Source organism: Streptomyces sp. NPDC056169 (assembly GCF_042268445.1).
Taxonomy (GTDB): Bacteria; Actinomycetota; Actinomycetes; order Streptomycetales; family Streptomycetaceae; genus Streptomyces.
In genome coordinates, this window is record NZ_JBHJUO010000003.1 from 328,899 (window position 1) to 353,286 (window position 24,388).

General features: G+C 71.8%; 26 protein-coding genes and 1 tRNA gene. 13 read left to right on the top strand and 14 right to left on the bottom strand.

Annotated features, from left to right (window positions below):
- The first annotated feature begins 61 nt into the window (after window positions 1-61).
- From ACFC0G_RS06485 to ACFC0G_RS06525, 9 genes are all read left to right on the top strand, one after another.
- Window positions 62-979: a DUF2797 domain-containing protein gene (locus ACFC0G_RS06485; RefSeq protein ID WP_376398104.1), complete on the top strand. Its 918-nt coding sequence runs from the start codon at window positions 62-64 to the stop codon at window positions 977-979.
- A 74-nt stretch (window positions 980-1,053) separates the two neighbouring features.
- A complete protein-coding gene (locus ACFC0G_RS06490; protein WP_376398107.1) occupies window positions 1,054-1,389 on the top strand; it encodes an antibiotic biosynthesis monooxygenase family protein in 336 nt (111 codons plus the stop codon).
- Complete coding sequence (locus ACFC0G_RS06495; protein WP_376398110.1) at window positions 1,376-2,251, top strand: amidohydrolase family protein; 876 nt, start codon at window positions 1,376-1,378, stop codon at window positions 2,249-2,251. Before ACFC0G_RS06490 ends, ACFC0G_RS06495 begins: the two co-directional genes overlap by 14 nt.
- Window positions 2,252-2,347: 96 nt before the next feature.
- Complete coding sequence (locus ACFC0G_RS06500; protein WP_376398113.1) at window positions 2,348-3,091, top strand: response regulator transcription factor; 744 nt, start codon at window positions 2,348-2,350, stop codon at window positions 3,089-3,091.
- Between the two features lie 5 nt (window positions 3,092-3,096).
- Complete coding sequence (locus ACFC0G_RS06505) at window positions 3,097-4,689, top strand: ATP-binding protein (protein ID WP_376398116.1); 1,593 nt, start codon at window positions 3,097-3,099, stop codon at window positions 4,687-4,689.
- A gap of 26 nt (window positions 4,690-4,715) precedes the next feature.
- Window positions 4,716-5,996 carry a glycosyltransferase gene (locus tag ACFC0G_RS06510; RefSeq protein WP_376398119.1) on the top strand — a complete coding sequence of 427 codons (1,281 nt, stop codon included), beginning with the start codon at window positions 4,716-4,718 and terminating at the stop codon, window positions 5,994-5,996.
- Complete coding sequence (locus ACFC0G_RS06515) at window positions 5,993-8,230, top strand: ArnT family glycosyltransferase (protein ID WP_376398122.1); 2,238 nt, start codon at window positions 5,993-5,995, stop codon at window positions 8,228-8,230. The genes ACFC0G_RS06510 and ACFC0G_RS06515 overlap by 4 nt, the downstream gene beginning before the upstream one ends.
- Before the next feature lie 75 nt (window positions 8,231-8,305).
- Entirely contained in the window at window positions 8,306-9,844 is a 1,539-nt protein-coding gene (locus tag ACFC0G_RS06520; RefSeq protein ID WP_376398125.1) for an MFS transporter, read from the top strand.
- Window positions 9,845-9,879: 35 nt separating this feature from the next.
- Entirely contained in the window at window positions 9,880-10,665 is a 786-nt protein-coding gene (locus ACFC0G_RS06525) for a TetR/AcrR family transcriptional regulator (RefSeq protein ID WP_376398128.1), read from the top strand.
- Between the two features lie 210 nt (window positions 10,666-10,875).
- Here the strand turns inward: ACFC0G_RS06525 and ACFC0G_RS06530 are convergent, their stop codons facing one another.
- Together ACFC0G_RS06530 and ACFC0G_RS06535 are read right to left on the bottom strand one after the other, a co-directional pair.
- On the bottom strand, window positions 10,876-12,474 hold the full coding sequence (locus ACFC0G_RS06530; protein ID WP_376398131.1) for an MDR family MFS transporter: 1,599 nt from the start codon (window positions 12,472-12,474) through the stop codon (window positions 10,876-10,878).
- 15 nt (window positions 12,475-12,489) lie between these two features.
- A complete protein-coding gene (locus tag ACFC0G_RS06535; protein WP_376398468.1) occupies window positions 12,490-12,933 on the bottom strand; it encodes a MarR family winged helix-turn-helix transcriptional regulator in 444 nt (147 codons plus the stop codon).
- Between the two features lie 209 nt (window positions 12,934-13,142).
- On the opposite strand from ACFC0G_RS06535, the gene ACFC0G_RS06540 reads away from it, so the two are divergent.
- Window positions 13,143-13,391: a hypothetical protein gene (locus ACFC0G_RS06540; RefSeq protein WP_376398134.1), complete on the top strand. Its 249-nt coding sequence runs from the start codon at window positions 13,143-13,145 to the stop codon at window positions 13,389-13,391.
- A gap of 69 nt (window positions 13,392-13,460) precedes the next feature.
- On the opposite strand, the gene ACFC0G_RS06545 is transcribed toward ACFC0G_RS06540, so the two are convergent.
- A complete protein-coding gene (locus ACFC0G_RS06545) occupies window positions 13,461-14,072 on the bottom strand; it encodes a TetR family transcriptional regulator (protein WP_376398136.1) in 612 nt (203 codons plus the stop codon).
- Between the two features lie 81 nt (window positions 14,073-14,153).
- Here ACFC0G_RS06545 and ACFC0G_RS06550 point away from each other — a divergent pair, with 81 nt between their 5' ends.
- On the top strand, window positions 14,154-15,101 hold the full coding sequence (locus ACFC0G_RS06550) for an oxidoreductase (RefSeq protein WP_376398139.1): 948 nt from the start codon (window positions 14,154-14,156) through the stop codon (window positions 15,099-15,101).
- Here ACFC0G_RS06550 and ACFC0G_RS06555 read toward each other — a convergent pair.
- The 9 genes from ACFC0G_RS06555 to ACFC0G_RS06595 form a co-directional block, all read right to left on the bottom strand.
- A complete protein-coding gene (locus ACFC0G_RS06555; protein WP_376398142.1) occupies window positions 15,088-15,960 on the bottom strand; it encodes a hypothetical protein in 873 nt (290 codons plus the stop codon). The genes ACFC0G_RS06550 and ACFC0G_RS06555 overlap by 14 nt on opposite strands.
- A 50-nt stretch (window positions 15,961-16,010) precedes the next feature.
- Window positions 16,011-16,919 carry an RNA polymerase sigma factor SigF gene (locus ACFC0G_RS06560; RefSeq protein WP_376398145.1) on the bottom strand — a complete coding sequence of 303 codons (909 nt, stop codon included), beginning with the start codon at window positions 16,917-16,919 and terminating at the stop codon, window positions 16,011-16,013.
- Window positions 16,920-17,154: 235 nt separating this feature from the next.
- Window positions 17,155-17,997 (bottom strand): RNA polymerase sigma factor SigF, encoded by an 843-nt coding sequence (locus ACFC0G_RS06565; protein WP_376398147.1) that lies wholly within the window; start codon window positions 17,995-17,997, stop codon window positions 17,155-17,157.
- A 243-nt stretch (window positions 17,998-18,240) separates the two neighbouring features.
- The gene (locus ACFC0G_RS06570; RefSeq protein WP_055642352.1) at window positions 18,241-18,534 is read right to left on the bottom strand and encodes a Dabb family protein; all 294 of its coding nucleotides are present in this window, start codon (window positions 18,532-18,534) and stop codon (window positions 18,241-18,243) included.
- 11 nt (window positions 18,535-18,545) lie between these two features.
- Window positions 18,546-18,710, bottom strand: a complete 165-nt coding sequence (locus tag ACFC0G_RS06575; protein WP_185909424.1) for a hypothetical protein — start codon at window positions 18,708-18,710, stop codon at window positions 18,546-18,548.
- 414 nt (window positions 18,711-19,124) lie between these two features.
- Window positions 19,125-19,209 (bottom strand) — tRNA-Ser (locus tag ACFC0G_RS06580).
- A 67-nt stretch (window positions 19,210-19,276) separates the two neighbouring features.
- A complete protein-coding gene (gene tadA, locus ACFC0G_RS06585) occupies window positions 19,277-19,705 on the bottom strand; it encodes a tRNA adenosine(34) deaminase TadA (RefSeq protein ID WP_376398471.1) in 429 nt (142 codons plus the stop codon).
- 113 nt (window positions 19,706-19,818) lie between these two features.
- Complete coding sequence (locus ACFC0G_RS06590; RefSeq protein WP_376398151.1) at window positions 19,819-20,358, bottom strand: hypothetical protein; 540 nt, start codon at window positions 20,356-20,358, stop codon at window positions 19,819-19,821.
- Window positions 20,359-20,562: 204 nt separating this feature from the next.
- On the bottom strand, window positions 20,563-20,772 hold the full coding sequence (locus tag ACFC0G_RS06595; RefSeq protein WP_376398154.1) for a hypothetical protein: 210 nt from the start codon (window positions 20,770-20,772) through the stop codon (window positions 20,563-20,565).
- A 92-nt stretch (window positions 20,773-20,864) separates the two neighbouring features.
- Here ACFC0G_RS06595 and upp point away from each other — a divergent pair, with 92 nt between their 5' ends.
- Window positions 20,865-21,500 carry a uracil phosphoribosyltransferase gene (upp, locus tag ACFC0G_RS06600; RefSeq protein WP_024756127.1) on the top strand — a complete coding sequence of 212 codons (636 nt, stop codon included), beginning with the start codon at window positions 20,865-20,867 and terminating at the stop codon, window positions 21,498-21,500.
- A gap of 115 nt (window positions 21,501-21,615) precedes the next feature.
- Here the strand turns inward: upp and ACFC0G_RS06605 are convergent, their stop codons facing one another.
- Complete coding sequence (locus tag ACFC0G_RS06605; protein WP_376398157.1) at window positions 21,616-22,245, bottom strand: LytR C-terminal domain-containing protein; 630 nt, start codon at window positions 22,243-22,245, stop codon at window positions 21,616-21,618.
- 109 nt (window positions 22,246-22,354) lie between these two features.
- Window positions 22,355-22,651 carry a type II toxin-antitoxin system VapB family antitoxin gene (locus ACFC0G_RS06610; protein WP_017240525.1) on the bottom strand — a complete coding sequence of 99 codons (297 nt, stop codon included), beginning with the start codon at window positions 22,649-22,651 and terminating at the stop codon, window positions 22,355-22,357.
- Window positions 22,652-22,748: 97 nt separating this feature from the next.
- Between ACFC0G_RS06610 and ACFC0G_RS06615 the strand changes: the two genes are divergently transcribed.
- The gene (locus ACFC0G_RS06615; protein WP_376398161.1) at window positions 22,749-24,374 is read left to right on the top strand and encodes a helicase HerA-like domain-containing protein; all 1,626 of its coding nucleotides are present in this window, start codon (window positions 22,749-22,751) and stop codon (window positions 24,372-24,374) included.
- Window positions 24,375-24,388: the final 14 nt, after the last annotated feature.

A 24,388-nucleotide genomic window follows, 5' to 3' on the forward strand; every position in this document is an offset into this window, starting at 1 on the left:
GGCGAGGCCGAAGGCGCCGGGGTGATGGCCCCGGGGGCCTCGGGTCGGGGACTCGAAGCGGATGTGGCGGAGACTGGACACCACAGCAGGGGTAGGGAGGCGTGGGCCGGTGGAGTGGTGGTGTCGGGGGCTCGGGTGGGCCGGTGGAGTGCCCGGGCTGCGGTGGCGCGGCGGGAGGGTGAGCACTCTTGTCCAAGGGCAGAGGCTTTCCTTTCGGGCCTCCGGAGTGCGGCGGTGTCCGGGCGCCCGGGGCAATCCCTGTCCCCTGGAGGCCGTCGTGTCCGGACGGGCCACCGGAGGGCGGTGCGGTGAGTGCGCGCGGCTCGACCGGGCGCACTCCGTCGCGGCCGACACCCTGCTGGACGATCCGCAGCCCTACCGCGTCTATCTCGCCTGGTTCGGGCCCGGGATGACCAAGGTCGGGATCACCGCCGAGGCCCGTGGCGAGGCCCGGCTCCTGGAGCAGGGCGCCGTCGCCTTCAGCTGGCTCGGGCGTGGGCCCCTCATGGCCGCGCGCCGGACCGAGGAGGTGCTGCGGCAGGCGCTCGGCGTGCCCGACCGGATCGCGTACGAGCGGAAGCGGGCCGTACGGCACGTCCTGCCGCCCGCCGAGGAGCGAGCCCGGGAGGTCGAGGAGCTGTACCGGAGCGCGCGGGCGGTCGGCGGCTGGACGGAGACCCTGGAGCCGCTGGACTTCGTCCCCCGTGACCACGTCGGGGCGTTCCATCTCGACGGGCTCCCGCCGCTCGACGGGACGGTCACCGAACTCGTCGACGGCGGTGTCGTCACGGGGCGGCTGCTCGCCGCCGCCGGGCCCGATCTGCACCTGCTCGATCCCGGCGGGCGCTGCGTCGTCCTCGACACCCGGCTCATGGGGGGATGGGCGCTCCAGCGGGTCGGGGAAGGGGAGGACTTCTCGGTGCCGGTTGCCTCCGTGGCCGTCGCGGAGTCCGAGAGCGCTCAGGGCGAGCTCTTCTGACGCTTCGTAAAGTCTTGGATCCCTTTGGTCTGCGCCCGTGGACATCCCGGCCCGGCCCGGACGAGGGTGATCACATGACTCCGAAGCTGGTGGCGGGCCTGGAACCGCCCTATTACACCGCCGTGTTCACCTCCGTCCGCCCCGAAGCGCCCGAGGGGTACGCCGAGACCTCCACCCGGATGCAGGACATCGTCAAGGACATCCCCGGGTTCCTCGGCTACGAGTCCGCCCGTACCCCCGGCGGCATCGGCATCACCGTCGCCTACTTCCGCGACCTCGACTCCCTCGACGCCTGGCGCCTCGACACCGAGCACCAGGCGGCCAAGGCGTACGGGCGGGAGCACTGGTACGAGAGCTACAGCGTCCACATCGGCAAGGTCGAACGGAGCTACAGCTTTGAGCGAGAGTGACATCCCGGCGCTGATCGCGCGGCTCGGGATTCCCGGGCTCGTCGACGTGCACACGCACTTCATGCCGCAGAACGTCCTCGACAAGGTCTGGGCGTACTTCGACTCCGCCGGCCCCCTGACGGGCCTGGAGTGGCCCATCACCTACCGCGAGGAGGAGGACCGCCGGCTCGCCATCCTGCGCGGTTTCGGGGCCGTCGCCTTCACCGCGATGCTCTACCCGCACAAGCCCGGCATGGCCACCTGGCTGAACTCGTGGGCCGCCGACTTCGCCACCCGCACGCCCGACTGTCTGCACACCGCGACCCTCTTCCCAGAGCCGGGCGTCGACACGTACGTCCGCGAGGCGCTCGACGCCGGCGCCCGCGTCTTCAAGGTGCACCTCCAGGTCGGCGCGTTCGACCCGACGGACCCGCTGCTCGACAGCGCGTGGGGAACCCTCGCCGACTGCGGTACGCCCGTCGTCGTGCACTGCGGGTCCGGGCCCACCCCGGGCAAGTACACCGGCCCCGGGCCCATGGGCCGGCTGCTCGACCGGCACCCCCGGCTGCGGGTGATCGTCGCGCACATGGGGATGCCCGAGTACAGCGACTTCCTCACCCTGGCCGAGCGGTACGAGGGCGTGCGTCTCGACACCACCATGGCCTTCACCGACTTCAGCGAGCGGCTCGCGCCCTTCCCCACGACGGAGCTCGGGCGGCTCGCCGACCTCGGCGACCGGATCCTCCTCGGCTCCGACTTCCCGAACATCCCCTACCCGTACGCCCACCAGCTCCACGCCCTCGAACGCCTCGGGCTCGGGGACGACTGGCTGCGGCGGGTCCTCTATGAGAACGGCGCCGCGTTGTTTCACGTGAAACCGTGAGCCGCTGAGACCTCCCGCGGTCTCCCGAGGCCCTTTCTCAGGGAATTCACAGGAAAGGGAAAGAGGGCTCTCAGCGGCGACGGAGAGCGTGGGTGCATGACCGTCACCACGCGCCGCCCCGGCACCCGCGCCGACATGCTCCGTGCCGACGGCACCGCCGTCCGCGTCCTCGTCGTCGACGACGAGGCCTCGCTCGCCGAGCTCCTCTCCATGGCCCTCCGCTACGAGGGCTGGCAGGTACGGAGCGCCGGTGACGGCGCCACCGCCCTGCGTTCCGTACGCGAGTTCCGGCCCGACGCCGTGATCCTCGACGTGATGCTCCCCGACGCCGACGGGCTCAGCCTGCTGGGCTCGATCCGTCGCGAGCTGCCCGATGTGCCGGTCCTCTTCCTGACGGCGAAGGACGCCGTCGAGGACCGGATCGCCGGGCTCACCGCCGGCGGCGACGACTACGTCACCAAGCCCTTCAGCCTGGAGGAGGTCGTCGCCCGCCTGCGCGGCCTCATCCGCCGGTCCGGTGCGGCGCAGTCGCGCAGCGAGTCGCTGCTCGCGGTCGGGGACCTGACCCTCGACGAGGACAGCCACGAAGTCACCCGGGGCGGGGACTCGATCCACCTCACCGCGACCGAGTTCGAGCTGCTGCGCTACCTCATGCGCAATCCGCGCCGGGTGCTCAGCAAGGCGCAGATCCTCGACCGCGTCTGGTCGTACGACTTCGGCGGCCAGGCCAACGTCGTCGAGCTCTACATCTCCTACCTGCGCCGGAAGATCGACGCGGGCCGCGCCCCGATGATCCACACCCGGCGCGGGGCCGGGTACCTCATCAAGCCGGGGGAGTAGCGCCCGTGCGCGTGCGACGTCGGCGGCCGTGGTCGCTGCGGACCCGGCTCGTCGTCTCGGCGGTCGCGCTGATCGCGGTCGTCGCGGCCGTCATCGGGACGGTGACGACCATCGCCTTCCGCTCGTACCTGTACGACCAGGCCGACGAGCGGCTGAACAGCGTCTCGGTACGGGCCGCGGGCCCGCCGGCCGCCATGGGCTCCGTCCCCGGCATGCCCGACCCCGGCAGGGGGCAGGACCTGCTCGCGTTCGTGAAAGGGCCCGGCGCGATCGGCACCCTCGGCGCCGTCCTGGTGGACGGCGAGGTGACCACCGCCCTGTACTCGGAGGAGGCCGCGCCCGAGGACGGCGGGGCCTACGGACGGAACGTCCCGACCACGGACCTCACAGCGGCCCAGCGGGCCGCGCTCGCCGCCGTCCCCCGCGACGGCGAGCCGCACACCGTCGAGCTGCCCGGCGGCCTCGGCTCCTACCGGGTCGAGTACGCCTCTGGGGGCCATGGCTCGTTCCTCACCGGCATCCCGCTCACCGAGGTCGAGGACGCCCTCTCCACCCTCGTCCTCGTCGAGCTGAGCGTCACCGGCGCCGGGCTCGTCGCGGCCTCGATCGCCGGGACCGTGCTGGTCCGGGTGGCGCTGCGCCCGCTGCGGCGGGTCGCCGCCACCGCCGGTCAGGTCGCCCAGCTCCCGCTGCACAGCGGCGAGGTGGCGCTCCACCAGCGGGTCTCGGAGACGGAGGCCGACGCGCGCACCGAGGTCGGCCAGGTCGGCGCGGCCATCAACCGGATGCTCGACCACGTCCACTCGGCGCTCGACGCCCGCCAGCAGAGCGAGACCCGGGTCCGCCAGTTCGTCGCGGACGCCAGCCACGAGCTGCGCACCCCGCTCGCCTCGATCCGGGGGTACGCCGAGCTGACCCGGCGCGGCCGGGAGGAGTGCGGGCCCGACACGCGGCACGCGCTCGGCCGCATCGAGTCCGAGGCGACCCGGATGACGGGTCTGGTCGAGGACCTCCTGCTGCTCGCGCGGCTCGACGCCGGCCGGCCGCTCTCGTACGAGAGCACCGACGTCGTCCCCCTCGTCGTGGACGCCGTGAGCGACGCCCGCGCCGCCGGGTCCGAGCACCACTGGCGCCTCGAACTGCCCGCGGACGGCGAGGCCGTGACCGTACGGGCCGACGGGGCCCGCCTCCAGCAGGTGCTCGTCAACCTCCTCGCCAACGCCCGGACCCACACCCCGCCCGGAACGAAGGTCACCGCCCGGGTCCGGTCGGACGGGCCGAGCGCCCTCGTCGACATCGAGGACGACGGGCCGGGCATCCCGCCCGAGCTCCTGCCCTCCGTCTTCGAGCGGTTCGCGCGCGGCGACGCCTCCCGCTCCCGGCACGCCGGCTCCACCGGCCTCGGCCTCGCGATCGTCCGCGCGGTCGCCCTCGCCCACGGCGGCGAGGTGAGCGTCGCGAGCACCCCGGGGATCCGGACCGTCTTCACCGTCCGGCTCCCCTCCGACAAGGCGCCCCTACCGGACTCCCCGCCGGACTCCCGGCAGCGCCCCCAGCCGGACTCACAGCGAGGGCACAGGCTCATCACACAGCGGTGACAGCGGCCCCGGCGAGTGTCGTCCGTATGCGAACTCCAACGATCGCGGGCCCCGCGTACGGGACTCCCGGCGCCCTTCCCGCCCGGGAGCACCTGCCGGTGAGCGTCGCCGGAAGGCCCGTTCTGGACGTGGTGATCCCCGTCTACAACGAGGAGAAGGACCTGGAGCCGTGCGTCCGCCGGCTCCACGACCACCTCGTCCGGACCTTCCCGTACGGCTTCCGCATCACCGTCGCCGACAACGCCTCCACCGACACGACCCCCGTCGTCGCCGCGGCCCTCGCCGCCGAGGTGCCCGAGGTGCGCTCCGTACGGCTGGAGCAGAAGGGACGCGGACGGGCGCTGCGGACGGTCTGGTCGGGTTCGGACGCCCCCGTCCTCGCCTACATGGACGTCGACCTGTCGACCGACCTGAACGCGCTGCTCCCGCTGGTCGCGCCGCTCATCTCGGGTCACTCGGACCTGGCGATCGGCTCCCGGCTCGCCCGCTCCTCGCGGGTGGTGCGCGGGCCGAAGCGGGAGTTCATCTCGCGGGCGTACAACCTGATCCTGCGCGGCTCGCTCGCCGCCCGATTCTCCGACGCCCAGTGCGGATTCAAGGCGATACGGCGGGACGTCGCCGAGCGGCTCCTCCCGATGGTGGAGGACACCGGCTGGTTCTTCGACACCGAGATGCTGGTCCTCGCCGAGCGGGCCGGGCTCCGCATCCACGAGGTGCCGGTCGACTGGGTCGACGACCCCGACTCGACCGTGCACATCGTGAAGACGGCCACCGACGACCTGAAGGGCGTCCTGCGGGTCGGACGCGCCCTCGCGACCGGCTCGCTGCCCCTCGACCGGCTGGCCCGGCCCTTCGGGGACGATCCCCGGGACCGCGACCTCAGCGGAGTGCCGGGCGGACTCGCGCGCCAGCTCGTCGGCTTCTGCGTGGTCGGCGCGCTGTCCACGCTCTTCTACGTCGCGCTGTACTCGGCCTTCCGGCTCGGCGTCGGCCCGCAGTTCGCCAACGCCGGTGCCCTGCTCGTCTCGGCCGTCGCCAACACGGCGGCCAACCGGCGCCTGACCTTCGGCGTACGGGGCCGGGACCGGGCCGTCCGCCATCAGGCGCAGGGGCTCGTGGTCTTCGCCATCGGCCTGGCCCTGACGAGCGGTTCGCTCGCGGCTCTGAGCGCGGCGACCGGCGATCCGGCGCACTCCACGGAGCTCGCCGTCCTGATCGTCGCCAATCTCGCCGCGACCGTCCTGCGCTTCCTCCTCTTCCGGCTCTGGGTCTTCCCGGACCGCGCTTCAGCAAGGAACGACCGATGACCACCCTGCCCACCGCGGCCCACGCCGCGCCGTCCCGCGGCGGCTCTCCCGCCCGGCTGTGGCGCGGTCGCGCCGAGGACGCCCCCTGGGTCCGGCCCGCCTTCCTCGGCCTGCTCGCCGTGACCACCGCGCTCTACCTCTGGAACCTGAGCGCCTCCGGCTACGCCAACTCCTTCTACTCCGCCGCCGTCCAGGCGGGCGGCGAGAGCTGGAAGGCCTTCTTCTTCGGCTCCCTCGACGCGGCCAACGCCATCACCGTCGACAAGCCCCCGGCCGCCCTGTGGCCGATGGCGCTCTCCGTCCGTCTCTTCGGGCTCGGCTCCTGGCAGATCCTGGTGCCCGAGGTGCTGATGGGCGTGGCCACGGTCGCCGTGCTCTACGCGGCCGTCCGGCGCCGGTTCGGCGCGGGCGCGGGTCTGATCGCGGGCGCGGTGCTCGCGCTGACGCCCGTGGCCGCGTTGATGTTCCGCTTCAACAACCCGGACGCGCTGCTCGCGCTGCTCATGACGGTCGCGGTGTACTGCGTGCTGCGGGCCCTGGAGCAGGAGAAGGGCGCGGCGAAGTGGCTGGTCGGGGCGGGGGTGGCCTTCGGTTTCGCGTTCCTCGCGAAGACCCTCCAGGCCTTCCTGATCCTGCCGCCGCTCGCGCTCGTCCACGGGGTGTGCGCGCCGGGTGCGATCGGCCGCCGCATCGGCCGGCTCGCCCTCGCCGGGCTCGCGATGGTCGTGTCGGCGGGCTGGTGGGTGGCCCTGGTCGAGCTCTGGCCCGCGGCCTCCCGCCCGTACGTCGGCGGCTCGCAGAACAACAGCTTCCTGGAACTGACCTTCGGCTACAACGGCCTCGGCCGGATCAACGGCAACGAGACCGGCAGCGTCGGCGGCGGCGGTCGTGGCGGCGGCCAGGGCGGCGGCTGGGGCGAGACCGGGATCGGCCGGATGTTCAACGACTCGGTCGGCGGTCAGATCTCCTGGCTGCTCCCGGCCGCGCTGATCCTGCTCGTCGCGGGGCTCGTGGTCACCTGGCGGGCGCCCAGGACGGACACGGCGCGCTCGGCGTTCCTGGTGTGGGGCGGGTCGCTGCTGATCACGCTCGCCGTCTTCAGCTTCATGGCCGGCATCTTCCACGAGTACTACACGGTGGCCCTGGCCCCGTACCTCGCGGCGCTCGTCGGCATGGGCGCGGCGGTGCTGTGGGAGGAGCGCACGCGATGGCTTGCCTCCGCGGCCCTCGCGGTGACGGTCGCGGCGACGGCGGTCTGGGGATGGACGCTCCTCGGGCGCACGCCGGACTGGCTGCCGTGGCTGCGCTGGGCGGTCCTGGTGGCGGGTGCGGTGGCCGCGCTCGGGCTGCTGTTCGCGGGACGGCTCGACCGGCGCCTCGGGCTCGCGGCGGCGGGCCTCGGCCTGGCGGCGGGACTCGCGGGCCCGTTCGCGTACACCCTGGAGACGCTGAACTCCGGGCACCAGGGCTCGATCGTCACGGCGGGCCCGGCGGGCGGCGCCATGGGCGGCCGGGGCCCGGGCGGCGGCGGCATGCGGATGTTCGAGGGCGGGGCGTTCCCGGGCGGCCAGGGCGGCCAGGGTGGTCAAGGCCAGGGCCAGGGCGGCCAGATGCCCGGCGGTCAGGGCGGTCAAGGCCAGGGGCAGGCCGGCCAGGGCGGTCAGATGCCCGGCGGTCCCGGCGGCGGCACCCCGCCCCAGGGAATGCCCCAGGGAATGCCGCAAGGCATGCCCCAGGGCATGACCCGAGGTGAAGGCGGCCCCGGCGGCGGGGGCGGCGGCATGGGCGGTCTCCTCAACGGCGCCAGCGTCGGTACGGAGGCGAAGGCGGCGCTCCTCGCGGACGCCGACGACTACACCTGGGTCGCGGCCACGGTCGGCGCCCAGAACGCGGCCAGCTACCAGCTCGCCACCGAGAAGCCCGTGATGGCGATCGGCGGCTTCAACGGCAGCGACCCGTCCCCGACGCTCGCCCAGTTCAAGCAGTACGTCGCCGAAGGGAAGATCCACTACTTCATCGGCGGCGGCGAAGGCAGCAGCAGCGAAGGCAGCGGCAACGAAGCCGGCGGCAGCCAAGCCGGCGGCAGCCAAGCCGGCGGCAGCCAAGCCGGCCGCATGGCCTTCGGCGGCGGTCCCGGCGGCGGCAACTCGGAGATCTCCACCTGGGTCTCGGAGACCTTCGAGAAGGTCACCCTCGGCGGCGCCACCTTCTACGACCTGACCCGGACGAAGTAATCGCTATACAGTGTACGAGAGCCCTTGTACGGTGTACGAGACCAAGTCCCGTACACCGTACAAGGAGTCCTGCCCATGACGGCGTCGACCGCCCCGGCCGCGCCCACCGGCGGCCACCCGCAGCGCTGGCTGATCCTCGGCGTCATCTGCCTCGCCCAGCTCACCGTGCTGCTCGACAACACCGTGCTCAGCGTCGCCATCCCCTCGCTGACCTCGGAACTCCACGCGACCACCACCAACATCCAGTGGATGATCAACGCGTACTCGCTCGTCCAGTCCGGCCTCCTGCTCAGCGCGGGCAACGCCGCCGACCGCTACGGCCGCAAGAAGCTCCTCGCCGCCGGCCTCGCGCTCTTCGGCCTCGGCTCGCTCGCCGCCGGCCTCGCCGACTCCACCACGCAGCTGATCGCCGCCCGCGCGGGCATGGGCGTCGGCGGCGCGCTCCTCATGACCACCACGCTCGCCGTCGTCATGCAGATCTTCGACGACTCCGAGCGGGTCAAGGCCATCGCGCTCTGGTCCACGGTCGCCTCGCTCGGCTTCGCCGGCGGGCCGCTGATCGGCGGCGTGATCCTCAACCACTTCTGGTGGGGAATGATCTTCCTCATCAACATCCCGATCGCGCTCCTCGCGCTCGTCGCCGTCCTCAAGCTGGTCCCCGAGTCCAAGAACCCGCAGGGTGACCGCCCCGACCTGCTCGGCGCGCTGCTCTCCACGATCGGCATGACGGCGGTCGTGTACGCGATCATCACCGGCCCCGAGCACGGCTGGCTCTCCCTCGAAGTCCTGATACCGGCCGCCATCGGCGTCCTCGGACTCGGCGCCTTCGCGCTGTGGGAGCTGCACACCCCGTACCCGATGCTCGACATGCACTTCTTCCGCAACCAGAAGTTCGTCGGCGCCATAGGCGGCTCGATCCTCGTCATGTTCGGCATGGGCGGCTCGCTCTTCCTGCTCACCCAGCACCTGCAGTTCGTGCTCGGGTACGAGCCCCTGGAGGCCGGTCTGCGGATGGCGCCGCTCGCGCTGACGATCGTCGCCCTCAACCTCACCGGCATCGGCCCGAAGATCGTCATGAAGCTCGGCACCCCGCCCACGGTCGTCCTCGGCATGACCCTGGTCGCCGCCGGCCTCACCTCGATATCGCTGCTCGGCGGCGGCACCGACGGCAGCTACTGGGGCATGCTCCTCGGTCTGCTCCTGATGGGCGGCGGCATCGCCGTCTCCTCCCCGGCCATGGCCAACGCGATCATGAGCTCGATCCCGCCGGAGAAGGCGGGCGTGGGCGCCGGCATCAACGGCACCCTCGCCGAGTTCGGCAACGGCCTCGGCGTCGCCGTCCTCGGAGCTGTCCTCAACGCCCGCTTCGCCGCCCTCGTCGCCGTCACCGCGACCTCGCTCCCGGCCGCCCTCGCCGCGGCGGGCAGCGCGGCCGAGCGCCAGGAGATCTCCGACGCCTTCGCCTCCGGCCTCCAGACCAGTCAGCTGGTCGGCGCGATCGCCGTCTTCGCCGGCGGTCTGGTCGCCGCGGCCCTGCTCCGGCGGGCCGAACGGACGGAGGCCAGGGCCGCGACGGCGACAGAGGCGGCGAAGCGGATCGAGACGGCTGCTTAGCATGGTGACGGACCGCTGACAGACGGAGGAACGCGATGGTCAAGGCAGCAGACCGGGCCAAGAACCCGGCGCGTTCCAGCGTCTGGCTGGAGACCCGGGCCGCCCGCAGCGGCGGCGGCCCGGCGGGGCTCGACCGGGACAGGATCGTCGCCGCCTCGATCCGGATGCTCGACGAGGAGGGCCTGGCCAAGCTGTCGATGCGCAAGCTCGCGACCGAGCTGGGCGTCACCGCCATGTCCCTCTACTGGTACGTGGACACCAAGGACGACATCATCGAGTACGCCGTGGACACGGTCTACGGCGAGATCGACCTCGACGTGGTCGACGCCGCGGGGGACTGGCGGGAGCGGATCCGGGTACTCGCCCTGGACTACCGCCGGATGCTGGTGAACCACCCGTGGATGTCGCCGTGCGCGGGCCAGTACCTGAACATCGGCCCGCACGCGATCCTCGTCGGCGGGAAGATCCAGGAGGCGATCCGGGACACCGGGCTGCCGATGGCCCGTCAACCGAGCGCGATGTCGGCGGTCTTCCAGTTCGTGTACGGATACGGGACGATCCAGTCCCAGTTCGAGCGGCGGGCGGCCGAGGCCGGCATGTCGCAGGACGACTTCTACGGCGAGTCGGTCAGGGCCTTCCGCGACGACCCGCAGTTCGTCGACGCGCTGGAGCCGATGGCGGAGATCCTCGACGAGCGCGCCTCGCACGGCAGCGTCACCGCCATCTGGGACCGCGACTTCGACTACGCCCTGGAGGTGCTCATCGCGGGCATCGAGGTCATGGTCGAGCGGAGCCGCACGGAGGACACCCCGGGGGCATGAGCACCGGGTGTGGACGTGACGGAGCCCGGGGCGTGAGTGCCGGGTGTGGACGTGACGGAGCCCCGGGGGCATGAGCACCGGGTCCGGACACGACGAAGCCCGGAGCTCATGCTCCGGGCTTCGTCATGACGGAGCGGCGGGCCGTCCCCTGCCCGCCGCTCCGTTCCCGACCCGGCCGCGCCTCCGCTCGAAGCGCGGCCGGGAGTCTCTTTACTTGTCGTCAGCCGTGACCGTGCTGCTCTTGAGGGCGACTTCCTTGATGAACAGGGTCACCACGAAGGCGAGCAGCGCGAACGGTGCCGCGTAGAGGAAGACGTCGCCGACGCCGTGTCCGTACGCGCTCTCCATGACCGTGCGGATCGGGCCCGGCAGCTTGTCCATGTCCGGGATCCCGCCGCCCGAGCCGGCCTGGCCCATGGCGCCCGCGGCCTTCGGGCCGAGCTCGGCCAGGCCTTCCTTGACGTAGTCCGTGACCCGGTGGGCCATGACCGCGCCCAGCGCCGAGACGCCGATCGCACCGCCGAGGGAGCGGAAGAAGGTGACGACGGAGGAGGCGGCGCCGAGGTCGGCGGGGTCCACCTGGTTCTGGGTGCAGAGCACGAGGTTCTGCATCATCATGCCGAGGCCGAGGCCGAGGACCGCCATGAAGATCGCGATGTGCCAGTACGTCGTGTCGTAGCGGATCGTGCCGAGCATCCCGAGCCCGCCGGCGGCCAGGGCGCCGCCGCTGACCAGCCACGCCTTCCACTTGCCGGTCTTCGTGATGATCATGCCGGAGGCGGTGGACGAGACGAACAGGCCCGCGATCATCGGGATGGTGAGGACGCCGGACATCGTCGGCGACTCGTTCCGCGCCAGCTGGAAGTACTGGCTGAAGAAGACCGTGCCGGCGAACATCGCGACACCCACGAAGAGCGAGGCGAGCGAGGCCAGGGTGATCGTGCGGTTGCGGAAGAGGCGGAGCGGGATGATCGGCTCGCCGGCCTTCGACTCGACGAGGACGAAGATCCCGCCGAGCGCGATCGCGCCGAGCACCATCACGGCGCTCTGCCAGGACATCCAGTCGTACTTGTCGCCGGCGAAGGTGACCCAGATGAGGAGCAGGGAGACGGCGGCGCTGATGAAGAACGCGCCCGCCCAGTCGACCTTGACCTGGCGCTTCACGACGGGGAGGTTGAGGGTCTTCTGCAGGACGATCAGCGCGATGAACGCGAAGGGTACGCCCACGTAGAAGCACCAGCGCCAGCCGAGCCAGTCGGTGTCGGTGATGACGCCGCCGAGCAGCGGGCCGCCGACGGTGGCGACGGCGAAGGTCGCACCGAGGTAGCCGCTGTACCGGCCGCGCTCGCGCGGGGCGATCATCGCGGCCAGGATGATCTGGGAGAGGGCGGTCAGACCGCCGACGCCGATGCCCTGGACGACACGGCAGGCGATGAGCATGCCCGTGCTCTGCGAGAGGCCGGCGACGATCGAGCCCGCGACGTAGATGATCAGGGCTATCTGGACGAGCAGCTTCTTCGAGAAGAGGTCCGCGAGCTTGCCCCAGAGCGGGGTGGTCGCGGTCATCGAGAGGAGCGCTGCGGTGACCACCCAGGTGTACGCGGACTGGCCGCCGCCCAGGTCGGTGATGATCTGGGGGAGGGCGTTGGAGACGATCGTCGAGGACAGGATGGCGACGAACATGCCGAGCAGCAGGCCGGACAGCGCCTCCATGATCTGCCGGTGCGTCATCGGGGCGCCGCCGGTCGCGGTGTCCCCTTGCTGGGCGCTCCCGCCGCGCACACCGGTGGCAGGTGTGGTGGTAGCCATCAAGTTCCTTCGTTCTCAAGCGTGGTGGGCCCGGCAGTCCCCGAAGGAGTCGCGGAGGCGGGCAAGCAGGTCGGTGAGCAGTTCGACGTCGTCGTCGGACCACTCGACGAGGGTGCGGGCGAGCATGTCGGTCAGCCGTCGGTCGAGGACGGCGAGCATGGACTCGCCCGCGGGGGTCAGGTGCAGGATGCGGGAGCGTTTGTCGGCGGGGTCGGGCAGTCGCTCGACCCAGCCGCGGTCCACGGTGTGGGCCACGTGGCGACTGCTGACCGACATGTCGACGGCCATCAGTTCGGACACGCGGCCGATCCGCACGTCCCCGTGGTGGTGGAGCAGGGCGAGGACGATGGCGGATCCGCCGGGGCAGTCGGCGGGCAGGGTCCGCGCGAGACCGCGCTTCACCGCTCCGATCGCGCTCACCTGGCGGGCGAGGTTCTCGTAGCGCTTGCCGTGGTCCATCGGATCCGTCGGGTCCATCGGGCACTCCATGGATGTTGTTGCTTAGGGCAACGATAGAGATGGATGGTTGCTTCAGGCAAACTAAATCGGTCAAACGGCGCTAAAGAATCGGCAAAGCGCGGTCGGGGTGGCGTCGGGGCGGCTTCGCGGCCCTGGAGGAGGGTGACGGGCTTGGGCCCCCCACCCGCACTTCGCTAGGGTCCTGGCTCATGGCACACAACCCCCAAGCACCGTACGGCCAGGGCCAGGCACCCCAGGGGCAGGGCCCCGAGGGCTACGACCCCGCCGGCAGCACGCAGATGTTCCGCGCCTTCGTCGACGAGGGCGCCCCGCAGCGGCAGCAGCCGCAGGCCGCGGCTCCGGCGGCGGCGCCGGCCGGACCGCGCGTCGGCCTGATCGTCGGCGTCGTCGCGGTGATCGTCGTCCTGGCGGCCGTCGCCTGGCTCGCCCTCGGCTGACCGCTCGTCCCTCCCGCACGCTCCAGGTGGGCCGGGTCCGCATCACGCGGACCCGGCCCACCTTCGCGTTCAGCCCGTCTCGCGGTCCAGGGCGGGGGCGAGTAGCGCGAAGGCCCGGCCGATCAGGACCGTCGGGTCCTCGGTGGCCCCGTCGGCGCTCCAGTGGTGCAGCACCGTGTCGAACGCCGCGACGGCCATGCCCGCGGCCAGCCGCGGAAAGAGATCGGCACCGGGGTCGAGCCCCAGCCGCTCCGTCAGCTCCTCCGTCAGTTCCTCCCGCCACCGCGCCTCGTGCTCAAGGAAGCGGGCGAGCAGCGCCGGCGTCCGCAGGATCAGCCGGACCACCGGCAGCGCGCGCTCCGCGTGATCGCCGCAGAGGGCCAGCGGTACGGAGACGGCGTGCAGCAGTGCCTCGGAGGGGCGCTCCTCGGGCGGCCGGGCGGCGAGGCCCGCGCGCATGTCGGCGCCCATGTCGGCCAGGAACTGGACGACCACGTCCTCCTTCGACGCGAAGTAGCGGAAGAACGTGCGCTTGGAGACCCCCGCGGTGGTCGCGATCTCGTCGACGGTGACCGCGTCGAAGCCCCTGAGGGCGAGCAGCTGGAGCGCTGCCTCGGTCAGCTCGGTCGCGACGAGCTGGCGTTTGCGCTGGGCGAGGGAGACGTCGGGGCGGGTGCTCACGGGGAGATGGTAACCCGGTGCCCTTGATGACACCAGGATGCGCACTTGACACTCGGTGACACCAGCGGCAGCGTGTGTCGTATGACCAAGAAGCAGAGCTGGACCGCCGACCGCATCCCGGACCAGACAGGACGGGTCTTCGTCGTCACCGGAGCCACCAGTGGCCTCGGCCTCGCGACGACCCGGGCGCTCGCCCGCCGGGGCGGGCGCGTGATCCTCGCGGTACGGGACGAGGAGAGGGGGCGCGCGGTCGTCGAGGGCCTGGTGACGGAGGAGGGCTCCCTGGACGCCCGCCTGCTCGATGTGCGGCGGCTCGACCTCGCCGACCTCGACTCGGTACGCGCCTTCGCCGCCCGTCTGCACGAGGAGCACCGGCACCTCGACGTGCTCGTCAACAACGCGGGCGTGATGGCGCCGCCCCGCACCCTGAGCGCCCAGGGCCACGAGCTCCAGTTCGCCACCAACCACCTCGGCCACTTCGCCCTCACCGGGCTGCTCCTCGACCTGCTGGCCGCCGGGCGGGACCCCCGGGTGGTCACCGTCAGCTCGATCAACCACCGGCAGGGCCGGCTCCGGTTCGACGACCTCGACGGCGAGCACGGCTACGCGCCCATGGCCTTCTACAACCAGTCGAAGCTGGCCAACGCCGTCTTCGGCCGGGAGTTCCACCGCCGCCTGACCGGGGCCGGAAGCCCGGTCCGCAGCGTGCTCGCCCACCCCGGCTACACGGCGACGAGCCTCCAGACCCGGGACACGCGCGGCCTGACGCGGCTGGTCTTCGGCCGCATCGGCAACCCGCTGCTCGCCCAGTCCCCGGAGCGGGGCGCGCTGCCCCAGCTGTACGCGGCGACCGGGCCGGACGTGGCGGGCGGCGAGTTCATCGGCCCGGACGGTCCGGCCGAACTGCGGGGCGCGCCGACCCGCGTACGCCTCTCCGACGCGGCGGCCGACGCCGACACGGGGCGCCGGCTGTGGGAGGTGTCGGAGGGCCTGACGGGGGTGCGCTTCCCGCTCGTCACTGCCAGCTGACCGTGACCTGCCGGGTGTCGATCCGCATGCCCAGCGGCACCCGCCAGGAGTCCACGCACACGCGGTACGTCTGCGTCCGCGCGGTCCCGGCGGCGATCGGCGCCGGCAGGGGCTGGCTGGAGGTGAGCGTCGCCCAGTCGACGCCCAGGGCGCCGATGACGTGCGTGGCGAAGGCGACCGTGCCGGAGCGGGCCGCCGTGCCGCCGGTGTTCCTGAAGGTGACGGTCACCTGCTCGCACCAGCGCCGGTCGGCGTCCGCGAGGACGGGCGCGGAGACGGTCAGCGCGGCGGGCCGGGGCGCGGGGGTGGGGGACGGCGAAGAGGGCGGGGTGGTCGGCGGGGCGGACGACGGTCCGGGGCCGCCGGTGCCGGGAGTGCCGGAGGGGGTACGGGGCGGGGTGCCGCTGCCGGCCCCCGGAGCCGTACTGGAGGTGCCGGAACCGCCGGAGTCGCCGGGCGCGGAGGTCGTCGGAGCCGTACCGGACCCCGTACCGGAGGAGCCCGTACCGGAAGAGCCCGAGCCGCCCGGCGTGGCAGAGGAGTCGGAGGAGTCGGACGAAGTCCCCGTACCCCCGCCCACCGCATCCGGCGACGACGACGACGAAGAAGAGGAAGACGCCGCTGGGGACGAACCCGACGGTGCAGGCGCCGGGGACGACGTGCTGGAGGTCGTCCCGCTCGCCGTGGGGCCGTCCAGGGGGATCAGCGTGACCGCGCCCGAGGGGGCGACCGCGCCTCTCGGGGAGGGGCCGGCGCCGACCGCCGCGTACCCCTCGCCGTCTCCTCCGCCACCACAGGCGGTCAGCGCCCCGCCGAGGCAGAGCGCCACCGCCACGAGTCCCGGCTTCCTTCGCCTCATGCATCACAGTCTGGCTGACGGATCGTCAGCAAGGCGTGGTTTTCGGGAAGTCAGTCGGAGATGAGGCCCTCGCGCAGCTGGGCCAGGGTGCGGGTGAGCAGCCGCGAGACGTGCATCTGGGAGATGCCGACCTCCTCGCCGATCTGCGACTGGGTCATGTTGGCGAAGAAGCGCAGCATGATGATCTGTCGCTCCCTCGGCGGGAGTTTGGCCAGCAGCGGCTTGAGCGACTCGCGGTACTCGACGCCTTCGAGCGCGGTGTCCTCGTAGCCGAGGCGGTCGGCGAGCGAGCCCTCGCCGCCGTCGTCCTCGGGGGAGGGCGAGTCGAGGGACGAGGCCGTGTAGGCGTTGCCGACCGCGAGGCCGTCGACGACGTCCTCCTCCGACACCCCGAGCACCGCGGCGAGTTCGGGGACGGTGGGGGAGCGGTCGAGCTTCTGCGCGAGCTCGTCGCTGGCCTTGGTGAGGGCGAGCCGCAGCTCCTGGAGCCGGCGCGGCACGCGCACCGACCAGGACGTGTCGCGGAAGAACCGCTTGATCTCGCCGACGACCGTGGGCATGGCGAACGTCGGGAACTCCACGCCCCGTTCGCAGTCGAAGCGGTCGATCGCCTTGATCAGGCCGATGGTGCCGACCTGGACGATGTCCTCCATCGGCTCGTTGCGGGAGCGGAAGCGGGCCGCCGCGTACCGCACGAGGGGGAGGTTGAGCTCGATGAGGGTGTCGCGGACGTAGGTCCGCTCCGGGCTGTCGGAGGCCGCGCCTTCGGTGTCGAGGGCGCGCAGCCGCAGGAACAGGGAGCGCGAGAGGGTGCGGGTGTCGAGGGCCCCGGACGAGACGACCACGGGCGGCGGAGGCGTGGCCTCCGCGCTCTCGGCCGCGGTCGGAGCCGTCGTCTGCGTGGGCACGGGAACGGGCGTGAGCGTGAGCACCTTCGAGCTGCCCAGTTCTGTGGACATGCCACCCCCTTGAGGTCGCGGACGGTCGCGGTGGCCGCGACCATCTGAGGAACGCAGCCACCACCTGAATACCGGCGGCGGGGCTGCGGCAAACTCGGTTCCAGCAGAATGTCACATGTCGGCAACACGCTGTAGTGACTTGTCGACAAGCAGACGGTGCATTTCCGCAGGAAACAAGGGGTGTACGGCATTTGGGGTGCCGCAGAACTGCTCCGAACCGGTCTACCCGTTTCGGTTACGCCTCGATTCTGTTTGCGGATCTCAAACGCGCGAAGCTGCGGGCGAGGAGCCTTGACACGTGCATCTGCGAGACGCCGAGTTCCTGACTGATCTGAGACTGGGTCAAGTTGCTGTAGTAGCGCAGCATCAGGATCCGCTGCTCGCGCTCGGGCAGCTGGACGAGCAGGTGCCGGACGAGGTCCCGGTGCTCGACGCCGGCCAGCGCGGGGTCCTCGTAGCCGAGCCGGTCGAGCAGTCCGGGCAGCCCGTCGCCCTCCTGCGCGGCCTCCAGGGAGGTCGCGTGGTACGAGCGTCCGGCCTCGATGCAGGCGAGCACCTCGTCCTCGCCGATCCGCAGCCGCTCGGCGATCTCGGCGGTCGTGGGGGAGCGGCCGTGAGCGGTCGTCAGGTCCTCCGTGGCGCCGTTCACCTGGACCCACAGCTCGTGCAGCCTGCGCGGCACGTGCACGGTCCGGACGTTGTCGCGGAAGTACCGCTTGATCTCGCCGACGACCGTGGGCATGGCGAAGGTCGGGAACTGCACGCCCCGGTCGGGGTCGAAGCGGTCGATGGCGTTGATCAGGCCGATGGTGCCGACCTGGACGACGTCCTCCATCGGCTCGTTGCGGGAGCGGAAGCGGGCCGCCGCGTACCGCACGAGGGGGAGGTTGGCCTCGATGAGGGCCCCGCGTACGCGGTGGTGCTCGGGCGTGCCCGGTTCCAGGTGCTTGAGCTGCCCGAAGAGCACCTGGGTGAGGGCGCGGGTGTCGGCGCCACGGGTGCTCTGGGGGCGCGGGCGCGGGGTCTCCGCGCCCGCCTCGTGCTGGGGCGGGACCTGTGGCGCTGTACTGGCCGGCACGTTCACGCCACCCCTTTGGCTGGTCTTGCTGGTCGACTGGGTCAACTACGGTCAACTCATCCGTCAAAAGCGGTCATAGCATCACAAGACATGTCCACTGTGTGCAAGCACCGTATAGCCACGTGTTGAGGGCATGTTGGAGCAAAAAGGGGAGGCCAGGGGCGGCCGGGGGGTGCTCGGGGGGAGGCGGGAAACCCACGAGGCCCCCCGCCGTGACGGCGGGGGGCCTCGACAGAGGTGTGTCTAGAACGCGTAGTCGGCGATCACCCAGGTGGCGAACTCGCGCCACTGGGCGACACCCGCCTGGTGCGCGGGGTGCTCCAGGTAGCGCTGGAGGGCGTCCTTGTCCTCGACGGCCGAGTTGATGGCGAAGTCGTACGCGATCGGCCGGTCCGTGATGTTCCAGTCGCACTCCCAGAACCTCAGCTCGGGGATCTGCTCGCCGAGCGCGCGGAACGCCTCGACGCCGGCGACGACGCGCGGCTCGTCGCGCTCGACACCCTCGTTGAGCTTGAAGAGGACCAGATGGCGGATCACGGAGAGGGCTCCTAGTTGATGAGTTCCGTCATGAACTCGCCGACGCCCTGCGCGGCACCGGCAATGCCCTCGAACCCTACTCCCACGAGATCCGCCGCCCGCTCTGGGGAGTTGATGATCGTGTACAGCACAAAGACCGCGACCGCGTACAGCGCGACCTTCCTCGCTTGCACCACTGTTCAGCCCTCCCTGTCCCCCGCCGTACGAACCGCGCCACTCTAACCGAGCCTTTATGGACCAAGGGCCCGGAGATCGAGGCCTTTTGCCGCCCCCCGGAAGAGTGACGGGCGAGCAGTATGGATGTCGAGCCCGGAGGATCTGGCAGGAATCCGAAGGGCTACTGGAACCGGCCCGCACTGCGGGGTCCGCGCCGCGAGCTTCCCCCCTGACTGCGGCGCAGGACTTGTAGGTCCGGTTCTCATCGGGGGGAGCGGCTTGTCCCCCCGATGCCGTTCCCCCCGTCCTACGGAGAAGGCCCCGGCCCGCGCCCTGCGCGCGGACCGGGGCCTTTCCCGTACGTACGCGCCCGCGGGCATGCGGGGGATACGCCGAAGGGCCCGGTGCTGATGCACCAGGCCCTTCGATCGAAGCGGTAGCGGAGGGATTTGAACCCTCGGTGACTTGCGCCACACTCGCTTTCGAGGCGAGCTCCTTCGGCCGCTCGGACACGCTACCGAGAGAGAGCTTAGCCGAAACTGGCGCTGCGATGAAATCCGTATCGACGCGCAGGTCGGAGCGGTGGTCAGCGGGTGCGGAAGAAGGCCGTCAGCTGCTCCGCGCACTCCTCGCCGAGGACGCCGTGGATCACCTCGGGGCGGTGGTTGAGCCGCCGGTCCCGTACGAGGTCCCAGAGCGAGCCCGCCGCGCCCGCCTTCTCGTCGAGCGCGCCGAACACCACCCGCTCGACCCGCGACTGGACGAGCGCGCCGGCGCACATCACGCACGGCTCCAGGGTGACGACGAGCGTGCAGCCCGTCAGACGCCACTCCCCGGTCGCCGCGGCCGCCCGCCGCAGGGCGAGGACCTCGGCGTGGGCGGTCGGGTCGCCGGCCGCCTCCCGCTCGTTGTGCGCGCGGGAGAGGACCGTGCCGTCCGGGGCGAGCACGACCGCGCCCACCGGTACGTCACCGGCGGGCGCGGCCGCGTCGGCCTCGGCGAGGGCGAGCCGCATGGCGTCCCGCCAGGGGTCCCGTACGGGATCGGCGCCGGGCAGCCGTACGGGATCGGCGCCGGGCGTCGGTACGGGGTCGGGGTCGGGGTCGGGGACAGGGACTGCGTGGGCCACTAGCGGACGGCCTCCAGGACCTCCGCGGCGCCCAGCGCGTCCGCGATCACCGCGAGCGCGTCGCTGTCGAGCGCCCGGAGCTCGCGCTCCGAGAGACCGAGGTCCGCGAGGACCAGCGCGTCGCCCACGGGAGCGGCCGGCACGGCCTCGGCGGCCGGTCCCGCCCGCTCGTCGTCGTCATCGTCGGCGTCGGAAGCGAGGGGTTCCCCGTCCTCCGTGCCGTCCAGGTCCAGCGACTCCAGCTCGTCGAGCTCGGCGTCGAGGTCGTCGCCGAGGATCTCCCGGGTGAGGATCTCCCCGTACGAGGAACGGGCGGCGGCGGCGCCGTCGGAGACGTAGATCCGAGGGTCTTCCTCACCCTCGATCCGGACGACCCCGAACCACGCGTCCTCCTGCTCGATGTAGACGATCACCGTGTCGTCGTCCGAGGCCTCACGGGCGAGCTCGGCCAGATCCGACAGGGTCTCCACGTCGTCGAGCTCCGTGTCGCTCGCTTCCCACCCGTCTTCGGTGCGCGCGAGCAGTGCGGCGAAGTACACCTGACTCTCTCCCACTGATCAGAGGTGTGACGTTCCGGCGGCGCGCTCCTGATGCCCCGCCCAATCGGCATCGTGACAGAAACAGGGCGCTCAGGAGAGGTCTTCGGCTCTTGCGTCGTGCATCAGTCTGAAGGGCACCGCCATCGGGCGGGCGTGCGACCCCGGCGCACACAGGGGGCGCACGGCGGGCCGCGCCGGGCGGTCTCACCAGCGGAAGGTCCGCATGCGCATGGCCTGACGCATCCGGGCGGCCCGGGCGCGCCGCGGCTGCACGCGCTCGCGCAGCGCCTTGGCCTCGTTCAGCTCGCGGAGGAACTGGGCGCGGCGCCTGCGGCGCTGCGCGTCGGTCTCCGGTGCCGGTCGATCGGCCGCCCCCTCGGCGGCTTCCTCGGCCGGTTCTTCCAGGTCGGGCATCGGCCACACCACCCCATCGCTGGGTCCCTGTGCCCCCACCTTCCCCCAGCGGCGTGGGTCGACGCCAGTGCGGGGCGGGCTACTGTTGAGTCATGCGTCTCCACGTCGTCGACCACCCTCTGGTCGCCCACAAGCTCACCACCCTGCGCGACAAGCGCACGGACTCCGCGACCTTCCGCCGTCTCGCCGACGAGCTGGTCACCCTGCTCGCCTACGAGGCCACCAGGGACGTGCGGACCGAGCAGGTCGACATCGAGACCCCCGTCACGCCCACGACCGGTGTGAAGCTCTCGTACCCCCGTCCGCTGGTGGTCCCGATCCTGCGTGCCGGGCTCGGCATGCTCGACGGCATGGTCCGCCTGCTCCCGACGGCCGAGGTCGGCTTCCTGGGCATGATCCGCAACGAGGAGACGCTGGAGGCGTCGACCTACGCCACGCGGATGCCGGAGGACCTCTCGGGCCGCCAGGTGTATGTCCTGGACCCGATGCTGGCGACCGGCGGCACGCTGGTCGCGGCGATCCGGGAACTGATCAAGCGCGGCGCCGACGACGTGACCGCGGTCGTGCTCCTCGCCGCCCCGGAGGGCGTCGAGATCATGGAGCGCGAGCTCGCGGGCACGCCGGTGACCGTCGTGACGGCCTCGGTCGACGAGCGGCTCAACGAGAACGGCTACATCGTCCCGGGCCTGGGCGACGCGGGCGACCGCATGTACGGCTCCGCCGAGTAGCAGTCACAGCCGGCTCCGCCGAGTAGAAGGCACAGCCGGCTCCGCCGAGCAAAGGCACAGCCGGCTCCGCCGAGGAGAAGTCGCAGCCGGCTCCGCCGAGCAGCAGCGGCTTCTCTCAGCACTTTCCGGTCGGTACGGGCGCGGGCTTGGTCAGGGCGACCAGGGCCGCGTCCGCCGTCGTCTTCGGGGACAGCGTCTTGAACGCCGTCCCGATGATGAGGTCGACGTCCGCCGTGGCCCGGGTGTCCGTCTTGGTCGTGGCGCCCTTGAGCTGGGTGCCGAGGACCGGGAAGGCGCCCTTGGTGGCCGCGGGCGCGCCGAGCAGCAGCCCCGCGCCGGGGACCTTCTTGTCGAAGGCGGCGGGAGCGTTCCCCACCTTGCCGATCTTGAAGCCGCGCTTCTTGAGCTCGTCCGCGGTCGTCTTGGCGAGTCCGCTGCGCGGGGTCGCGTTGTAGACGTTGACCGTGATCTGGCCGGGCTTGGGGAGGGCGGCGGCGGGCGGGGTCGTCGCCTTGGCCACGGGCTTGCAGTCGGCCTGTTTCCCGGCGGTCGTCTTCTTGCCCTCGTCGCCGGAGAAGACGTCGACGAGCTGGAGCGTGCCCCAGCCGGCCGCGCCCAGAACGACCACGGAGGCCGCGGCCGCGAGGATGATCCGGCGCCGACGGTGGGGGCGGCGCATGCGCGGGTAGACATCCCCCGTGATGCGGTACTTTCCGCCCATTCCGGGGGGAGTGAGCATGCTCATGAACGCAGCGTAGTGCCGCCCGTCGGCGATGCCTACTTGATGATCATGTGATCGCGTCCGGATGGGGGCGAACTGACCCCGAAAGGGTCAGCCGCGGGTCACTCGGCGGTCAGTCCATTTCCAGGACGCGGGCGTGCAGCACCTGGCGCTGCTGGAGTGCCGCGCGGACGGCGCGGTGCAGTCCGTCCTCGAGGTAGAGGTCGCCACGCCACTTCACGACGTGCGCGAAGAGGTCGCCGTAGAAGGTGGAGTCCTCGGCGAGCAGCGTCTCCAGGTCCAGCTGGCCCTTGGTGGTGACGAGCTGGTCGAGGCGGACCGGGCGCGGGGCGACGTCAGCCCACTGCCGGGTGCTTTCCCGGCCGTGGTCGGGATACGGCTTTCCGTTTCCGATGCGCTTGAAGATCACACGGAAAGCCTACCGGGCGAGCGGCTCCCGGCGCAGCCACGCGAGGGCGGTGGGATGCTGGTGCGAACCGTGACAAAAGCGAAATCAAGGTGCCGTCATGAGTGTCAGTGAGCAGAGCGCGCAGCCGCCCGCCCCCCTTGCCGGGCCCGCCGCCGACATCGCCGCCGGGTACGCCTTCGACGGTGCGGCACTCGATCTGGGGGCGCTGCTCTGGGACGGTGCATGTCACCCGGACGCGCCGGTGCGCATCCCGCTGCCGATGCTCAACCGCCACGGTCTGGTCGCCGGCGCCACCGGCACCGGCAAGACGAAGACGCTCCAGCTGATCGCCGAGCAGCTCTCGGCCCACGGCGTGCCGGTCTTCCTCGCCGACATCAAGGGCGACGTCTCGGGGATCTCGGCCCCCGGCGCGGACGGCGAGAAGGTGCGGGAGCGGGCCGCCCAGGTCGGCCAGGAGTGGCGGGGTACGGGCTTCCCCTGCGAGTTCTACGGGCTCGGGGGCATCGGCCCCGGCATCCCGGTGCGGGCCACGGTGACCAGCTTCGGCCCGGTCCTGCTCTCCAAGGTGCTCCAGCTCAACCGGACGCAGGAGCAGTCGCTCGGCCTGATCTTCCACTACGCCGACTCCAAGGGCCTGGAGCTCGTCGACCTCAAGGACCTGCGGGCGGTGGTGGCCTTCCTGGTCTCGGACACCGGGAAGGCCGAACTGAAGGGGATCGGCGGGCTCTCGACGGTGACGGCCGGGGTGATCATGCGGTCGATCACGGCGTTCGAGCAGCAGGGCGCGGGGGAGTTCTTCGGGGAGCCGGAGTTCGACACGAACGAGTTCCTGCGGACGGCGGCGGACGGGCGGGGGACCGTCTCGGTCCTGGAGCTGCCGGCCGTGCAGGACAAGCCGCAGCTGTTCTCGACCTTCCTCATGTGGATGCTGGCGGACCTCTTCAACGACCTTCCGGAGGTCGGCGACCTGGAGCAGCCGAAGCTGGTCTTCTTCTTCGACGAGGCGCACCTGCTGTTCAAGGGGGCGTCGAAGGCGTTCCTGGAGTCGATCACGCAGACGGTCCGGCTGATCCGCTCGAAGGGCGTGGGGATCTTCTTCGTGACCCAGACGCCGAAGGACGTTCCCTCGGACGTGCTCGCCCAGCTCGGCAACCGGGTGCAGCACGCGCTGCGCGCGTTCACCCCGGACGACGCGAAGGCCCTGAAGGCGACGGTGCGGACCTTCCCGAACTCCCCGTACGACCTGGAGGAGGTGCTCACGGGCCTCGGTACGGGCGAGGCGGTGGTCACCGTACTGAGCGAGAAGGGCGCGCCGACGCCGGTGGCGGCGACGCGGCTGCGGGCGCCCGAGTCGCTGATGGGGCCGATCGACGCGGCCGCCCTGGACGCCGCCGTGAAGGGGTCGCCGCTGTACGGGCGGTACGCGCAGGCGGTGGACCGGGAGTCGGCGTACGAGCGGCTGACGGCGGAGCAGCGGGCGGCGGAGGCGGCGGCGCTCGAAGCGGCGGCGGCGAAGGAGGCCGAGAGGGAGGCCGAGAAGGAGGCCGGGAAGGGCGGGACGGCGTCCGGACAGCAGGGAGCGAGGGCTCCGAAGCCGGAGCCCTCGCTCGCCGAACAGGTGGTGGGCAGTGGGATCTTCAAGTCCCTCGCCCGGTCGGTCGGCACCCAGCTGGGCCGGGAGATCAGCCGCTCGATCTTCGGGACGGCCCGCCGGAGGCGCTGACCTCCCCGTGGACC

What these genes read in the sequence shown, in the direction of transcription:
- ACFC0G_RS06485 (WP_376398104.1), top strand. Translation starts at nt 62, where the DNA reads ATGTGGCGGAGACTGGACACCACAGCAGGGGTAGGGAGGCGTGGGCCG.
- ACFC0G_RS06490 (WP_376398107.1), top strand. Translation starts at nt 1,054, where the DNA reads ATGACTCCGAAGCTGGTGGCGGGCCTGGAACCGCCCTATTACACCGCC.
- ACFC0G_RS06500 (WP_376398113.1), top strand. Translation starts at nt 2,348, where the DNA reads ATGACCGTCACCACGCGCCGCCCCGGCACCCGCGCCGACATGCTCCGT.
- ACFC0G_RS06510 (WP_376398119.1), top strand. Translation starts at nt 4,716, where the DNA reads ATGCGAACTCCAACGATCGCGGGCCCCGCGTACGGGACTCCCGGCGCC.
- ACFC0G_RS06515 (WP_376398122.1), top strand. Translation starts at nt 5,993, where the DNA reads ATGACCACCCTGCCCACCGCGGCCCACGCCGCGCCGTCCCGCGGCGGC.
- ACFC0G_RS06520 (WP_376398125.1), top strand. Translation starts at nt 8,306, where the DNA reads ATGACGGCGTCGACCGCCCCGGCCGCGCCCACCGGCGGCCACCCGCAG.
- ACFC0G_RS06525 (WP_376398128.1), top strand. Translation starts at nt 9,880, where the DNA reads ATGGTCAAGGCAGCAGACCGGGCCAAGAACCCGGCGCGTTCCAGCGTC.
- ACFC0G_RS06530 (WP_376398131.1), bottom strand. Translation starts at nt 12,474, where the DNA reads ATGGCTACCACCACACCTGCCACCGGTGTGCGCGGCGGGAGCGCCCAG.
- ACFC0G_RS06535 (WP_376398468.1), bottom strand. Translation starts at nt 12,933, where the DNA reads ATGGACCACGGCAAGCGCTACGAGAACCTCGCCCGCCAGGTGAGCGCG.
- ACFC0G_RS06540 (WP_376398134.1), top strand. Translation starts at nt 13,143, where the DNA reads ATGGCACACAACCCCCAAGCACCGTACGGCCAGGGCCAGGCACCCCAG.
- ACFC0G_RS06550 (WP_376398139.1), top strand. Translation starts at nt 14,154, where the DNA reads ATGACCAAGAAGCAGAGCTGGACCGCCGACCGCATCCCGGACCAGACA.
- ACFC0G_RS06555 (WP_376398142.1), bottom strand. Translation starts at nt 15,960, where the DNA reads ATGAGGCGAAGGAAGCCGGGACTCGTGGCGGTGGCGCTCTGCCTCGGC.
- ACFC0G_RS06560 (WP_376398145.1), bottom strand. Translation starts at nt 16,919, where the DNA reads ATGTCCACAGAACTGGGCAGCTCGAAGGTGCTCACGCTCACGCCCGTT.
- tadA (WP_376398471.1), bottom strand. Translation starts at nt 19,705, where the DNA reads ATGCGGCTCGCCCTCGCCGAGGCCGACGCGGCCGCGCCCGCCGGTGAC.
- ACFC0G_RS06595 (WP_376398154.1), bottom strand. Translation starts at nt 20,772, where the DNA reads ATGCCCGACCTGGAAGAACCGGCCGAGGAAGCCGCCGAGGGGGCGGCC.
- upp (WP_024756127.1), top strand. Translation starts at nt 20,865, where the DNA reads ATGCGTCTCCACGTCGTCGACCACCCTCTGGTCGCCCACAAGCTCACC.
- ACFC0G_RS06605 (WP_376398157.1), bottom strand. Translation starts at nt 22,245, where the DNA reads ATGAGCATGCTCACTCCCCCCGGAATGGGCGGAAAGTACCGCATCACG.
- ACFC0G_RS06615 (WP_376398161.1), top strand. Translation starts at nt 22,749, where the DNA reads ATGAGTGTCAGTGAGCAGAGCGCGCAGCCGCCCGCCCCCCTTGCCGGG.